General features: G+C 64.6%; 14 protein-coding genes. 11 read left to right on the top strand and 3 right to left on the bottom strand.

Annotation, left to right across the window (positions count from 1 at the left end):
• The first annotated feature begins 49 nt into the window (after window positions 1–49).
• The 11 genes from GGR36_RS10070 to hycI are packed head-to-tail and all read left to right on the top strand — an operon-like array spanning window position 50 to window position 11,317.
• On the top strand, window positions 50–682 hold the full coding sequence (locus GGR36_RS10070; protein WP_183634459.1) for a 4Fe-4S dicluster domain-containing protein: 633 nt from the start codon (window positions 50–52) through the stop codon (window positions 680–682).
• Complete coding sequence (gene hyfB, locus GGR36_RS10065) at window positions 679–2,697, top strand: hydrogenase 4 subunit B (RefSeq protein WP_242533061.1); 2,019 nt, start codon at window positions 679–681, stop codon at window positions 2,695–2,697. The genes GGR36_RS10070 and hyfB overlap by 4 nt, the downstream gene beginning before the upstream one ends.
• Window positions 2,698–2,706: 9 nt before the next feature.
• A complete protein-coding gene (locus tag GGR36_RS10060) occupies window positions 2,707–3,645 on the top strand; it encodes a respiratory chain complex I subunit 1 family protein (RefSeq protein WP_276509971.1) in 939 nt (312 codons plus the stop codon).
• A gap of 16 nt (window positions 3,646–3,661) precedes the next feature.
• A complete protein-coding gene (locus tag GGR36_RS10055; protein WP_183634458.1) occupies window positions 3,662–5,101 on the top strand; it encodes a hydrogenase 4 subunit D in 1,440 nt (479 codons plus the stop codon).
• An 11-nt stretch (window positions 5,102–5,112) separates the two neighbouring features.
• The gene (hyfE, locus tag GGR36_RS10050) at window positions 5,113–5,763 is read left to right on the top strand and encodes a hydrogenase 4 membrane subunit (RefSeq protein WP_183634457.1); all 651 of its coding nucleotides are present in this window, start codon (window positions 5,113–5,115) and stop codon (window positions 5,761–5,763) included.
• 4 nt (window positions 5,764–5,767) lie between these two features.
• Window positions 5,768–7,366, top strand: coding sequence for a hydrogenase 4 subunit F (locus GGR36_RS10045; RefSeq protein ID WP_183634456.1), 1,599 nt, complete (start codon window positions 5,768–5,770; stop codon window positions 7,364–7,366).
• Between the two features lie 3 nt (window positions 7,367–7,369).
• Complete coding sequence (locus GGR36_RS10040) at window positions 7,370–9,085, top strand: hydrogenase large subunit (protein ID WP_183634455.1); 1,716 nt, start codon at window positions 7,370–7,372, stop codon at window positions 9,083–9,085.
• A 10-nt stretch (window positions 9,086–9,095) separates the two neighbouring features.
• A complete protein-coding gene (locus tag GGR36_RS10035) occupies window positions 9,096–9,638 on the top strand; it encodes a formate hydrogenlyase complex iron-sulfur subunit (protein ID WP_183634454.1) in 543 nt (180 codons plus the stop codon).
• A 1-nt stretch (window position 9,639) separates the two neighbouring features.
• The gene (locus tag GGR36_RS10030) at window positions 9,640–10,440 is read left to right on the top strand and encodes an NADH-quinone oxidoreductase subunit B family protein (RefSeq protein WP_183634453.1); all 801 of its coding nucleotides are present in this window, start codon (window positions 9,640–9,642) and stop codon (window positions 10,438–10,440) included.
• A complete protein-coding gene (locus GGR36_RS10025; protein WP_183634452.1) occupies window positions 10,437–10,856 on the top strand; it encodes a formate hydrogenlyase maturation HycH family protein in 420 nt (139 codons plus the stop codon). The genes GGR36_RS10030 and GGR36_RS10025 overlap by 4 nt, the downstream gene beginning before the upstream one ends.
• Window positions 10,853–11,317, top strand: a complete 465-nt coding sequence (gene hycI / locus GGR36_RS10020) for a hydrogenase maturation peptidase HycI (RefSeq protein ID WP_183634451.1) — start codon at window positions 10,853–10,855, stop codon at window positions 11,315–11,317. The genes GGR36_RS10025 and hycI overlap by 4 nt, the downstream gene beginning before the upstream one ends.
• On the opposite strand, the gene fdhD is transcribed toward hycI, so the two are convergent.
• The 3 genes from fdhD to GGR36_RS10005 form a co-directional block, all read right to left on the bottom strand.
• Window positions 11,314–12,156, bottom strand: a complete 843-nt coding sequence (gene fdhD, locus GGR36_RS10015; protein ID WP_183634450.1) for a formate dehydrogenase accessory sulfurtransferase FdhD — start codon at window positions 12,154–12,156, stop codon at window positions 11,314–11,316. The genes hycI and fdhD overlap by 4 nt on opposite strands.
• Before the next feature lie 65 nt (window positions 12,157–12,221).
• On the bottom strand, window positions 12,222–14,366 hold the full coding sequence (gene fdhF / locus GGR36_RS10010; protein WP_183634449.1) for a formate dehydrogenase subunit alpha: 2,145 nt from the start codon (window positions 14,364–14,366) through the stop codon (window positions 12,222–12,224).
• Between the two features lie 34 nt (window positions 14,367–14,400).
• Window positions 14,401–14,946, bottom strand: coding sequence for a 4Fe-4S dicluster domain-containing protein (locus GGR36_RS10005; protein WP_183634448.1), 546 nt, complete (start codon window positions 14,944–14,946; stop codon window positions 14,401–14,403).
• Between the last annotated feature and the right edge of the window lie 69 nt (window positions 14,947–15,015).

Here is a 15,015-nt window from a genome sequence, read left to right as displayed (position 1 = left end):
ATGCCTGCGACATCGCCGGGTGCTGTGGTCAACAAATGAGGGCTTGGTTATGAACCGCTTCGTGATCGCGGAGCCAGCGCTGTGTATCGGCTGCAATACATGCATGGCGGCCTGTTCTGTGGTGCACAGGGCGGCGGGCTTGCAGAGTCTGCCGCGCCTGACGGTGACCCGTCAGGGCGACCGCACGGCGCCGATGTTGTGTCGCAACTGCGAGGACGCACCCTGCGCCCGGGTCTGCCCGGTCAACGCGATCACCCACGAAGGCGGTGCGGTCGTGCTGAACGAGACGACCTGCATCGGTTGCAAGCTGTGCGCGATCGCCTGCCCCTTCGGCGCGATCACGCCGAGCGGCACCCCCGTCACCGGTGTGGTGAGTACCGGCTGCAATTACATATCGCCCGCCATGCAGAGGGTGACAGCCCCGGGCGATACCGACACAGACAGCAGCGCAACGCTGCATCCGATGCTGGCCTGGGCGGCCGGCGTGCGTAGCGTGGCGGTGAAGTGCGATCTGTGCGATTTCCGCGCCGAGGGCCCCGAATGCGTGCGCGTCTGCCCCACCCGCGCCCTGTTCATGGTGGATGACCAGGCGCTGGTGCAGACCGGCGAGCACAAACGTCGCCAGGCGGCTGGCGCACTGGATTCTTCCTTCTCGTTCAACGCCGCGCAGGAGCAGAAATGATGACGTCTCCGCTTGCTCTGCTGCTCGCGTCAGTGCTTCTGTATGCGCTGGGCGCACTCGCGTCGCTGCTGCTCGCGCGTGCCGAATCACTGGCGATCAAGGCGTCCGGGCTGGCCGGCATGCTCGGCGGCGCGGCCGGCCTTGCTGCCTCGCTACCCACCTTGCTCGGCGGTGCAACGCTGCACTATGCGACGCCGGGGCCGTTTCCGTTCGCGCAGTTCGTGATCCGGCTCGATCCGCTGGCGGCCCTGATGGTGGCCGTGATCTCGCTGCTGGTGCTGATCTGCTCGCTCTATTCGCTGGCTTATGTGCGCGAGTACGCCGGGCGTGGCGCCTGGGCGATGGGCTTCTTCATGAATGTGTTCGTCGCGTCGATGGTCGCCCTGGTGGCGGTCGACAACGCGTTCTACTTCCTGATCTTCTTCGAGATGATGTCGCTGGCCTCGTACTTCCTGGTGATCTTCGATCAGGACGAGGAGGCGGTCAGCGCCGGGTTCCTCTACTTCCTGATCGCGCACGCCGGATCGATCCTGATCATGGCGGCGTTCTTCATCTGCTACAGCCACAGCGGAAGCCTTGATTTCGACAGCTTCCGCGCGCTGCGCCTGTCGCCGGGCCTCGCCTCGCTGGTGTTCCTGCTGGCCTTCTTCGGCTTTGGCGCCAAGGCCGGCATGGTGCCCTTGCATGGCTGGCTGCCGCGCGCGCACCCCGCGGCGCCGTCGCATGCCTCGGCCTTGATGTCGGGCGTGATGGTGAAGATCGGCGTCTTCGGCATCATCAAGGTGGGCATCGATCTGCTGGGTGCGAGTGCCACCTGGTGGGGCATGCTGGTGCTCGGTTTCGGCGCCGTGTCGGCGGTGCTCGGCGTGCTCTACGCGCTCGCCGAGCAGGACCTCAAGCGCTTGCTTGCCTACTCGTCGGTCGAGAACGTCGGGATCATCCTGATGGGGGTCGGCGTCGGCATGATCGGTCTTGCCGAACACAATGCCATGCTGGCGGCGGTCGGACTCCTGGCCGCCTTCTACCACCTGCTCAATCACGCCGTGTTCAAGGGACTGCTGTTCCTCGGTGCCGGCTCGATCCTGTATCGCACCCACACCAAGAACATGGAGCTTTTGGGCGGACTCGCCAAACGCATGCCGTGGACCGCGGCAGCCTTCCTTGTCGGTGCGATGGCGATCTCGGCCTTGCCCCCGCTCAATGGTTTCGTCAGCGAGTGGTTCACCTACCAGGCGCTGTTCGCGATGGCGCGTGGTGGCGATCTTGCGACGCGCCTTGCCGGCCCGGTCGGCATGGTGATGCTGGCCCTGACTGGCGCGCTCGCGGCGATGTGTTTCGTCAAGGCATACGGCATCTGTTTCTCCGGCCAGCCGCGCAGCGCCCACGCGGAAGCGGCGCGCGAAGCCCCGCTCAGCATGGTGATCAGCCTGGCCTTGCTGGGCGGGTTGATCGTGGCGCTTGGTGTCGGTGCGTCGTGGGTTGCGCCGGTGATGGCAGGCGTGGCGGCCTCGCTGACGCACGCGGCTGCGCCGATGGTGGGCGCGGGTACCTGGGTCTTCCCTGGCGACCCGGTTCAGGCGGTGTTGTCGACACCGGTGCTCACGGTGCTGTTGATCTCGATACCGGTAGCGCCGCTGCTGCTGATTACCGTGCTCACCGGCTCGCGCCTGGGGCGTCGCCACGGTGGCGAATCCTGGGCCTGCGGCTACGGTCAGGAAGCGTCGATGACCGTGTCGTCGCGTGGCCTCGCGCAGCCCATCGGCGACATGTTTGCGCCGCTGTATGCACTGCGCGACTGGCTGAATCCGTCGCGTCCGGCGCATCGCGCGCTCGACTGGTCGATCGGGGCCGCGACCCGCGTCGAACCGGTGTGGGATGCACAGGTCACGACACGCACGGTGCAAGCGGTGCAGTGGCTGGGGCGCAAGGTGCAGTGGTTGCAGCACGGGGACTTCCGCGTGTACTGCCTCTACGTCGTCGCCACCCTGGTGATCCTGCTGCTGGTTACGGTCTAGGAGCCTGCGATGCCGACTCTCACCATGTCATTTCTTGCCATCCTGCAGGCCCTTGCGCTGCTCGCGATCGCGCCGCTCATGACCGGCGTGTCGCGCATGATCCGGGCGCGCATGCACTCGCGGCGCGGCCCCGGCGTGCTGCAGGATTACCGCGACATCATCAAGCTGATCAAACGTCAGGACCTCGCACCGGAATCCTCCGGCCTTGTCTTCCGCGCGGCGCCTTACATCGTGCTCAGCACCATGCTGCTGCTGGCGATGGCGCTGCCGGTATTCACCCGCCATTCGCCGGTCAGCGCGGTCGCCGACCTCATCACCTTCGCCTACGTCTTCGCCCTGGCGCGCTTCTTCTTTGCCCTGTCGGGCATCGACTCCGGCAGTTCATTTGCCGGCATCGGCGCCGGCCGCGAGCTGACGATGGGGGTACTGGTCGAACCGACCATGATCCTCTCGCTGGTCGTCGTGGCACTGGTCGAAGGCAGCACCAATCTGGGCAGCATCAGCGCATCGATTGCCGGTGGTTACCTGCAGGCACCGATGGCGATCCTGCTGGCGCTGCTGGCGTTCGCCTTCACCGTCTTCATCGAGATGGGCAAGCTGCCCTTCGACATGGCCGAGGCCGAGCAGGAACTGCAGGAAGGCCCGCTGACCGAGTATTCCGGCCCCTCGCTGGCGGTACTCAAACTGGGACTCGGGCTGAAGAAGATTGTCATGGCGCAGTTCCTGATCGGCGTTTTCCTGCCTTTCGGAAATGCGCCGACGCTTGAAATCGGCGCACTCGCCGTCGCGGCTATCGCATTGCCCCTGAAGCTGCTGGCGATCTTCGTGCTGGCCGGCCTGATCGAGAACAGCATGGCGCGCGGCCGCTTCCTGATGACCTCGCGCGTGACCTGGATCGGATTCGGTTGCGCGGTGCTGGCTTTCGTTTTCTATCTCACCGGCCTCTGAGGAGCCCAGCCCAATCATGCAGAACCTTGCGCTCGCGACCATTCTGCTGCCCTTTGCGGGGGCTGCGCTGACGGTCCTCGGCCCGCAGCGTATGGCGAAGTGGGTGGCCTTGCTGTTTGCGGCGCTGGCGTCGCTCAGCGTGATCCAGCTCGCGTTGGCCTTCAGCGCCGCCGGCAAGACAGCAGCGACCACCGCGCTGCTGTCGCTCGGCAGCACGGTGCTGATGGGGCTGACGATAGACCGCATCAGCGTGCTGGTGGCCGTGGCGGTAGTGACCCTCGGCTTCCTTGTCATCGCGTATTCGACCGCCTACCTGAGCCTTGGAAACCGTGAGCACCCGCATGAAGGGCGACCGCGCTATTACGCCTTCCTGCTGCTGTTCATCGGTGCGATGGCGGGGCTGGTGCTGTCCTCGACCCTGATCGGGCAGCTGGTGTTCTTCGAAATCACTGGCGCCTGTTCGTGGGGGCTGATCGGCTATTACGAGAAACCGAAGGCGCTGCAGTCGGCGATCAAGGCGTTGCTGATCACCCATGTGGCGTCGATCGGGCTTTACGTCGCGGCTGCCTACCTCTTCGTGCAGACCGGCTCCTTCGAGCTCACGTCGCTGAGCGGCCTTGGCGAGGGCGCAAAGGTCGTCGTGTTCCTCGGCATCCTGATTGCGGCCTGGGGCAAGTCGGCGCAACTGCCGCTGCATGCCTGGCTGCCGGACGCGATGGAGGCGCCGACACCGGTCAGCGCCTACCTGCACGCCGCGTCGATGGTCAAGGTGGGCGTCTACATCTACGCCCGTGCCATCTACTCCGCCGGTGCGGTGCCCGAGATCATCGGCTGGGTCGGCACCATTGCTGCGGTGATCACGATGCTCTACGGCTTCCTGATGTATCTGCCGCAGAAGGACATGAAGCGTCTGCTCGCGTACTCGACGATCTCGCAGTTGTCCTTGATCTTCATGGCGCTCTCGCTGTCGATCTTCGGCTCGCAACTGGCCTTCAACGGTGGTATCGCACACATCTTCAACCACGCCTTCGCGAAGAGCCTGTTCTTCCTGGTGGCCGGCGCGCTCAGCTACAGCTGCGGCACGCGGATGCTGCCGTCGCTGCGCGGGCTGCTGCGTCATGTGCCGTTGCTGGGTGTGAGCTTCTGCGTGGCGGCGCTGGGCATCACCGGCGTGCCGCCCTTCAACGGGTTCTTCAGCAAGTTCGCGATCTTCTCGGCCGGCTTCCAGCTCTCTTCCGCGCACCTTCTGCTGCTGCCGCTGGTGGTGCTGGCGCTGATCGAATCGGTGGCGAGTTTCGCCTGGTTCCTGCGCTGGTTCGGTGACACGACGCCCGGCGAGGCGTCGGAAGCCGTCGCGAACGCACAGCCGGTGCCGCTCGTGATCAAGCTGGTACTCGCCGTGTTGATCGTGATGTGCGTGGCATCCAGCTTCATCGCTGCCGCGTGGCTTGGATAACGGAGTCGTTCATGAACGGAACACTGATTGTTAACAGCCTTGCGGGATTGCTGATCGTCACCTCGCTGCTGGTGACCGGCGCTCGCAGCACGGCGCAGGCGGCAAAGCTCTATGCGCTGCAGTCCTTTGTGCTGGTGCTGATCTTCCTCGCGCTGGCGACATCACACGGCGCGCACGAGCTCTATCTGTGGTCGGCCTCGGCCTTCGTCACCAAGGTCGTGCTGGTGCCCCTGATCATGCTGCGTGCACTCGGTCCGCTGGCCCAGGACGAGGAGTTGCCGGGGGTGCTTTCACCCGCATGGCTGGTGCTGGTGGCGGCCGTCATCGTCGGGCTGTCGTGCTACGCAGTCTCGTCGGTGCAACTGGCCGTCGTTGCGCAGCTCAAGCCGGCGCTAGGTGTCTCGCTCGGGCACTTCCTGCTGGGACTGGTCTGCATCGTCAGCCAGCGCAATCTGCTCAAGCAGATCTTCGGCTACTGCCTGATGGAAAACGGCGCCCACCTGACGCTGGCCTTGCTCGCCTACAAGGCGCCCGAACTGGTCGAGGTCGGTATCGCTACCGACGCGGTTTTCGCGGTCGTGATCATGGCGGTGCTGGCGCGCACGATTCACCGCACCCTGCACACGCTTGACGTGAGGCAACTTACGGCACTGAAGGGCTGACAACATGATCCCGATGGACCTGCTTTCGACCCTGCTCCTTGCGCCGCTGCTCACCGCGTTGCTGGCCTTTGGCTGCCGCGTGCTGGGGCCCGCCGCGAAGCCCCTGGTGACCGCCATTCACGGCATCGGCATCGCGCTGCTGCTCGCACTGTCATTGACGGTGGTGTGCCGCGTGACGACCGGCGGAGCGCTTGGCACGTTTGGCAACTGGGTGTACGTCGATGCGCTCGGCGCGATCTTTCTCGGCCTGATCGGCGTGGTCGGCTTCCTGACCGGGCTGTATTCGATCGGCTACATGGGCCACGAACTGCACGCCGGCGAGATCGATAACCGCAAGCTGTGCGACTACTACGGCATCTTCAACCTCTTCGTCTTCACGATGCTGCTCGCGGCGACCGCCAACAACATCATCATGATGTGGGTGGCGATCGAGGCCACGACGCTCGGCTCTGTCTTCCTGGTCGGCTTCTACGGCCGTCGCTCATCGCTCGAAGCGGCATGGAAGTACATCGTGATCTGCACGGTGGGGGTGGCCTTTGGCCTCTACGGTGTGGTGCTGGTGTACTCGAACGCGGTGAGCATCCTGCCGCATGCCGGCGAGGCGGCCTACTGGACGGTGCTGCTGGAGAACGCCAAGGCGCTCGACCCGACGCTGGTCAAGTTGGCGTTTGTTTTCGTGCTGATCGGCTTCGGCACCAAGGCCGGCCTCTTCCCGATGCACACCTGGCTACCCGACGCACACTCGGAGGCGCCCAGTCCGATCAGTGCTCTGCTTTCTGCCGTGCTGCTCAACTGCGCGATGCTGGTGGTGGTGCGCTTCTACATGGTGGTGTCGAAAACAATCGGGCCGGCCTATCCGCAAACCCTGTTGCTGGTGTTCGGCCTGTTGTCGATCGCGGTCGCGGCTTTCTTCATCATCAGCCAGCGCAACATCAAGCGCCTGCTTGCCTATTCCAGTGTCGAGAACATGGGCTTGATCGCGCTCGGCTTCGGCATCGGCGGCCCGCTCGGCGTGCTGGCCGCGCTGCTGCACACGATCAACCACAGCCTTGCCAAGGCGCTGGTGTTCTGCGGTTCGGGCAATGTGCTGCTCAAGTACGGCTCGCCCGACATGGATGTCGTCAAGGGGCTGCTGAAGAAGGCACCGCTGACCGGGGTGATGCTCGCGGCGGGCGCACTGGCGCTTGGCGGTTTCCCGCCCTTCAACATCTTCGTCAGCGAATTCCTCGTTGTCACCGCAGGCATCCAGAGCGGCCATGGCGTGCTGATGGTGGTGTGCCTGCTGCTGCTTACGGTGGTGTTGGCCGGGTTGGTGCGGATGATTGCTGGCACCGTGTTCGGCCCGGCGCCCGATGCAGTGCCGAAGGGCGAAGCGGGCGTGCTGACGGTGCTGCCGATGATCGTCTTGCTCGCACTGATGCTGGTGATGGGCATTCGCGCACCGGACGCGGTGGTGCGCATGCTCGACAACGCGACCCGCGTGGTGCTGGTCGGCAGCGACCAGGTCAAGACCGATGCGCCTGTTCAGGGCGGTTCCGAAGACAACAAGAACGGGCCTGCCGCGGATTCGTGGTGGCCGCCGCTACTGGCAAGGAGGCAATAAGACATGGCCGTAACGGATCAGACCCGGATTGGCGCGAACTACGTCGCCGCAGTGCGCGAGAAGTTCCCTGCCGCGGTGATCGAAGAGGCCTGGCAGGCCGTTGACCAGGTGACCATTACCGTGAAGCCGGACGCCCTGCCAGAGGTCGTTGCCTGGCTTTACTACGAGCACGGTGGCTGGCTGTCGGTGCTTTTCGGCAACGACGAACGCACGCTCAACGGCAATTTCGCGGTGTACTACGTGCTGTCGATGGAAGGCCTGGTGAAGAGCTGGGTGGTCGTGCGCGTGCTGGTGGACCCGGTGAGCCAGGAATACCCGTCGGTCACGCCGCGCGTGCCGGCCGCGGTGTGGGGCGAGCGCGAAGTGCGCGACATGTTCGGTCTGCGCGCGGTAGGCCTGCCGGACGAACGTCGCCTGGTGCTGCCCGACGACTGGCCCGAGGGCCTGCATCCGTTGCGCAAGGACACCATGGGCTACAACCAGCGCCCCGCGCCGACCGCCGACACCGAGACCTACCAGTTCGTCAATGATGCGACCGGCGAGAGCCGCGTGGTGCCGCTCGGCCCGCTGCACATCACCTCCGACGAGCCGGGACACTTTCGCCTGTTCGTCGATGGCGAGGACATCATCGATGCCGACTACCGCATGTTCTACGTGCACCGCGGCATGGAAAAACTCGCCGAGACGCGCATGGGCTACGACGAAGTCGCCTTCCTTGCCGACCGCGTGTGCGGCATCTGCGGCTTCACCCACAGCGTGGCCTACACGACCTCGGTCGAGAACGCGCTGGGCATCACCGTGCCACCACGCGCCAACGCGATCCGCAGCATCTTTCTCGAAGTCGAACGTCTCCACAGTCACCTGCTGAATATCGGGCTGGCCTGCCACTTCGTCGGCTTCGATACCGGTTTCATGCAGTTCTTCCGCGTGCGGGAAAAGGCCATGACGATGGCCGAATTGCTGACCGGCGCGCGCAAGACCTACGGCATGAATCTGGTTGGCGGCGTGCGGCGGGACATCCTCAAGGAGGAGCGCACCAAGACCCTCAAGCTGGTCGCCGAACTTCGCGCCGAAGTCACGCCGCTGGTCGAGATGCTGCTCGAAACGCCAAACCTGCAGCAACGCACGCAAGGCATCGGCCGGCTCGATCCGAAGGTCGCGCGCGATTTCAGCCCGGTCGGCCCGCTGGTGCGCGCGAGCGGCTTCAAGCGGGACATCCGCATCGATCACCCGTACGCGGGCTACGCCGATCTGCCCTTCGGCCTGCATGTGATGGACGGCTGCGATGTGCTCTCGCGGGTGTTGATCCGGGTGAAGGAGTTCTTCGATTCGCTGGCGATCATCGAACACGCGCTGGCCAACATGCCGGAAGGGCCGATCCTCGTGCAGGGTTTCAGCTACAAGCCGCACGCTTTTGCGCTGGGCTTTGCCGAGGCCCCGCGCGGCGAAGACATTCACTGGAGCATGATCGGCGACAACCAGAAGCTGTTCCGCTGGCGTTGCCGCGCACCGACCTACGCCAACTGGCCGCCGCTGCGCTACATGCTGCGCGGCAATACGGTGTCGGATGCGCCGTTGATCGTTGCCAGTATCGACCCCTGCTATTCCTGCACCGACCGCGTCACGCTGGTCGATGTGCGTAAGCAGAAATCCACCACGGTCCCGTACACGGAAATTGAACGGTACGGCCGCGAACGCAAGAACTCGCCGCTCAAGTAGGGGCCCGAAGATGTTCAAGCTGCTGAAGATCATTGCCAAGGCGGGTGAAGCGACCGAGAAGTACCCGTTCGCACCGATGCCGGTCAGCCCGGGATTCCGTGGCAAGCCCGAGTTCACCGCGCAGCAGTGCATCGCCTGCGCGGCGTGCGCGGTGGCGTGTCCGCCAAATGCCTTGACGGTCAAGACGAATACCGCCGAGGGCAGGCGCACCTGGGCGCTCAACCTCGGGCGCTGCATCTTTTGCGGACGCTGCGAAGAAGTTTGCCCGACGCGTGCAATCACCCTGTCGCCGGACTTCGAACTCGCGGTCGGCAACAAGAACGACCTGCTGCAGCAGGCGACCTTCACGCTTGCATCCTGCGTCTGCTGCGGCACGCCCTTCGCGCCGGCCAAGGAAATCGAGTACGCGGTGGCGCTGATGCAGGCGAGTGGCTTGCCCGAGCTGGAAGTCGAGGCGACGCGAACACAATTTGCTACCTGCCCGGACTGCAAGCGTAAGGCAGCGCTGGCGAGCATCGAACCCGCGCAGCATTTGCGGAAAGGAAACGCCTGACATGAACGGACCGATCCAGTTCGCGCCGCGCGATGCGCAAGGCATGCCGACGCCCATCAGCGAGAGCGAGCACATCGCCCAGCTCAAGCAGACACTGCTGAAGGACATCCAGCGTTCCGCCTACGTTTACCGCGTTGATTGCGGCGGCTGCAACGGCTGCGAGATCGAGATCTTCTCGGCGATCACGCCGGTGTTCGACGCCGAACGCTTCGGCATCAAGGTGGTGGCTTCGCCGCGGCACGCCGACATCCTGCTGTTCACCGGCGCGGTGACGCGTTCGATGCGGATGCCGGCGATCCGTGCCTACCGCGCCGCACCCGATCCGAAGATCGTGGTGTCTTACGGGGCGTGCGGCTGCAGCGGCGGCATCTTCCACGACCTTTACTGCGTCTGGGGCGGCACCGACAAGATCGTGCCGGTGGATGTCTTCATCCCGGGCTGCCCGCCGACACCTGCCGCGACCATCTACGGCTTTGCCGTCGCGCTCGGTTTGCTGGGGCAGAAGCTCAAGGGCTCGCATCACGAAGAGGCCGAGGGCGAGCAGGCCCGGCCGGCGCATCCCGGCGTGCCGCTCGATGTGCGGGTGCTGATCGAACGCGAGGCGCGGCGGATGGCCGGCTATCGCCACGGCGGCATCATCGCCGACGAGTTCCTCGGCATGCTCGAATCCGCAGGCAGCGCGCCGGAGTTCGACGTCCAGCTCAACCAGTATCTGCGCGGCAAGGACGACCCGCGGCTCACTGAAATCGTCGCAAACTTGCAGGCGATCAGCGAAGCGAACCTGATCAGGCAGCCTGCATGAACGGGAAGGTGATCTTCTACAGCCTCGGCCAGAAGTTCCTCGATCGCGAGGAAGACATGCCAGCCGAGGCCAAGCAGGTGGTGTACTACTCGCTTGCGATCGGTCACCACATCGGTGTCATCGACTGCCTCAAACCGATACTCGAATGCCCGCTTGCCGAGTTTGATCAATGGATCGCCAAGCTGCCCGAGGGCGATGCGCGCAGCAAGTTTGAGGGCATTGCGAAGTGGGGCGAAATCACGATCGACAGCACGCACACCCGCATGCTCGCGGAGGCGATCGACGCTGTGCGGCCGGGCTTTTCCCCGATTGAAGCCGGGTGGGCGAGCCAGCTCATGCAGGCCTTGCGGTCGATTGATGCCGAACCGGCGATCTACCTGATTGCCAAGCGGCGCGAGGCAAAGGTGCCCGCATGAGCGGCGGCGTGATCCTCACCGTCGGCAACGGCATGATGGGCGACGACGGTGCCGGCCCGCTGCTGGCCGAGCTGCTGACTGCGACCCCGGCGCCGGGCTGGACTGCCATCGACGGTGGATCGGCACCGGAGAACGTGACCCATCAGGTGCAAGCGCTTGCGCCGCAACGTGTTGTGGTGTTCGACGCTGCCGATATGGGCTTGGCGCCAGGCGAACTGCGCTTGATCGACGATGCCAGCATCGCCGACATGTTCATCATGACCACCCACAATCTGCCGCTGAGTTTCCTCATCGAGCGGCTGCGCGAGTTCGTGCCGGAAGTGCTGTTCCTCGGCGTTCAGCCGGATGTGGTGGCCTTCGGTTTTCCGATGAGCAGCCCGGTACGCTCGGCGGTGGCGTCACTGCACGCGCGCTGGTGCGAGGGCTTCGATCCGCGCGCCTACCCTCAGCTGGGCGATTAGTCCGGCGTGGCGCCGGGGTATTCCACATGGCCGCTGCTGCGGCAAAAACTCAGCAGATGGATGCCTGCCGCATGCGCTATGCGCAGGGCGAGGCCGGTGGGCGCGGAAATCGTGGCAAGCACTGGTACGCCCATCCGAGCTGCCTTGCGCACCAGCTCGTAGCTCGCCCGGCTGGTCAGGAAGATCAGCCCCGAGCGCGGATCGACCGCACTGTTCGCCATCCACCCCAGCAGTTTGTCCATGGCGTTGTGGCGGCCAACGTCTTCGAAGACGCGCACGATCTCGCCGTGCGACGTGCACCAGGCAGCGGCATGTGCGCAACCTGTCGCTTGCGTCAGCGGTTGGTGCGTTGGCAAATCATTGAGGATGCGCTGGATCGCAGCGGCGTTCGGCAGTGCGACCTGCGTGGTATCCACCGACTCTGGCTTGAGATCGAGTAGCGCCAGACTCTCGGTGCCGCACACGCCGCAGCCGGTGCGGCCGGTCAGCGTGCGTCGGTGCGCCTTGAGTTGGGCAAAGCTGGACTGGGCAATCCGGATCTGAACTTCCGCACCCTCGGCGTGGAACTCGGTCTCGATGTCGAAGATGTCGCGTCGATTGCCGACAATGCCTTCCGAAAGCGCGAATCCGATAGCAAATGCTTCGAGATCGCGCGGGGTCGCCATCATGACGGCGTGCGAGATGCCGTTGAACACCAGCGCAACCGGGCATTCTTCCGCGACGGTGTCGGTGCAAAGCTCCGGCCCGTCCGCGCGATGGCGCACGACGCGAACTTCGGACGTAGCTTCGGGGGGCGTCGCACTCGCCACGCACTGCGGTGCTTCGTCTGTCGCGATCATGCTTGCGCCCGGAGGTTGAGTGGTGGAAGGCGGCATCCCGACAGCGGTCGGGATGCCGTTGCGCGTCAGGCCAGCGCGGCCTTGCGCATGTCCGCCTTCATCTTGCCGTACACCTGCTGCACATGGCTTTCGGCCCAGGACTGGTCGGCGATGGCCTCGACCTTCACCGCACAGTACTTGTACTCCGGCGTCTTGGAGATCGGGTCGAGGTGATCCACCGTCAGCTCGTTGCAGGCGCCGATCCACCATTGATAGGTCATGTACACCGCACCGGCGTTGACACGATCATTGAGGTTGGCGCGCGTGATCACTTTGCCGCGGCGCGACGAGACCCACACCAGCGACTGGTCCTTGACGCCGAACTTCTTCGCGTCGTCCGGGTGGATCTGTACGAAGCCGGGTTCGTCCGCTAGCGTCTGCAGGGCGGAACAGTTGCCGGTCATCGAGCGGCAGGAGTAGTGGCCGACTTCGCGCACGGTGCACAGGCCGAGCGGGTACTCGTCATCGACCTTCTCCAGCGGCGGGCGCCATTCGGCGGCGAACAGCAGTGCCTTGCCGCTCGGCGTGTCGAACTTGTTGCCCTCGTACAGCCACGGCGTGCCAGGGTGATCTTCGGTCGGGCAGGGCCACTGCACATAGCCGAGGTCGGCCATCTTCTCGTAGGTGGCGCCAGCGTAGAGGTGGCACAGGCTGCGGATCTCGTCCCAGATCTCCTGCGCGTTGTTGTACTTCATCGGGTAGCCCATTGCCTGAGCCATCAGGCTGTGGATCTCCCAGTCGTCCTTCACGTCACCCTTGGCGTCGACCGCCTTGTAGCAGCGCTGGAATCCGCGATCGGCGCTGGAGAACACGTTCTCGTGCTCGCCCCACGAGGTGGCGGGCAGGATCACGTCGGCGACCATGGCCGTCTTCGTCATGAAGATGTCCTGCACGATGATGAGTTCGAGCTTCTCGAACTCCTTGCGCATCATGCTCAGGTCCGGCTCCGTCTGGAGCGGATCTTCGCCAAAGATGTAGTAGGCCTTGACCTTGCCCTCGGCAATCTTGTGCGGTGCTGTGGTGATGCCCAGACCGATTTCGGATGGCAGGCTCGGCACGCCCCAGGCCTTTGCGAAGCGCGCGCGGGCTTCGGCGTCGGTCACCGAGTAATAGCCGGGCAGGGTGTTCGGCAGCGCGCCCATGTCGCAGGCGCCCTGCACATTGTTCTGGCCTCGCACCGGCCCGACGCCCACGTTCGGGCGGCCCAGGTTGCCGGTGATGGTGGCAAGGCTGGAGAGGCCCTTGACGACGTCCACCGCCTGCCCCCACTGCGTGACGCCCATGCCCCACAGGATCGTGGCGGACGGGGCTGCGGCGTACATGCGGATCGCGTCGCGGATCAGTTGCGGCGCGAGCCCGGTGATCTCGGCGACATACTCTGGTGTGTACTTGGCGACGTCGGCCTTGTACTGCTCGAAGCCTTCCGCATGGTCGGCGACGAAGTCAGGCTTGTAGAGCTTTTCGTTGATCAGCACGTTGGCGAAGGCGTTCACCAGCGCCATGTTCGAGCCGTTCTTCAAGGGCAGGAACAGGTCGGCGAGGCGTGCGGTTTCGATGTAGCGCGGATCGCAGACGATGATCTTCGCGCCCTTCTCCTTGGCCTTGAGAATTCGCCGGGCGACGATCGGGTGCGAGTCGGCGGCGTTGTAGCCGAAGATCAGGATGCACTTGGTGTCCTCGATCTCGCCGATCGAGTTGCTCATCGCGCCGTTACCGAGCGTCACCATCAGCCCAGCGACCGAGGGGCCGTGACAGACACGGGCGCAGCAGTCGATGTTGTTGGTGCCGATCACCGCGCGCGCAAATTTTTGCGCCACGTAGTTGGATTCGTTGCCGGTGCCGCGCGACGAGCCGGTCAGCATGATCGAGTCCGGGCCGTACTTGTCCTTGATGCCCTTGAGGCGAGAACTGGCGAAGGCGATGGCTTCGTCCCACGACACGGCCTCGAATTCGCCACCGCGCTGGCGGCGCACCAGCGGCCGGGTGATGCGCGGCGTGAGCAGCTTGGTGTCGTTGAGGAAGTCCCAGCCGTAGTAGCCCTTGAGGCACAACTCGCCCTGATTGGTAACGCCGTTCGCGGCTTCGGCGCCGACGACCTTGTTGTTCTCGACCAGTAGATTGATCTTGCAGCCCGAACCGCAGTAGGGGCAAACCGTGATGACCTTTTTCATGTCACACATTCCTTTCCGGAGAATTCGGGGCCAGTCAGAACAGCGCGCTGTTGGCGAGATCGCGCGCAGCTTGTTCCTTGCGACGGCGCAGGGCGGAAGCCATCATTTCCTTGTCGACCAGGTGCAGCGCTTTGGTCGGGCAGACCGGGATGCAGGCCGGGCCTTCCGTGCGCGTGATGCACAGGTCGCATTTCTGGGCTTCGGATTTCATTTTTTGCGTGCCGAGCGTGGCGCCGGGCTGTGGTGCCGACGGCACCGAGACCACGCTCATCACGCCGTAGGGGCAGGCGACGACGCAGGTCTTGCAGCCGACGCAGCGTGATTGCACGACCTGCACGCTGTCTTCGCTGTAAACGATGGCGCCACTCGGGCAGGCGCGCACGCAGGGCGCGTCATCGCACTGACGGCACATCACCGGGGTGGTTACCGAGCCGCTGCGCACCAGCGTCAGCCGGGGGGCAAAGTTCTTTGTCGTGAGTGCCCCCGAATCCGGGGCGACAGGGTGCGCCAGGGCACAGGCGATTTCGCAGGTGCGGCAACCGATGCACTTGCTGGCCTCGGCGATTACAAACCGGTTCATTCCTTGCCTCCTTGCGTGGACGGGCCGGGTTGGTGTGATGGGGGTTAGCCAGTCGCAACTTCAAACACG

The sequence above is a fragment of the Niveibacterium umoris genome (genome assembly GCF_014197015.1).
Classification (GTDB): domain Bacteria; phylum Pseudomonadota; class Gammaproteobacteria; order Burkholderiales; family Rhodocyclaceae; genus Niveibacterium; species Niveibacterium umoris.
The sequence above is the reverse complement of the archived record's forward strand: the minus strand, read 5'-3'. Positions and strand labels throughout refer to the sequence as shown.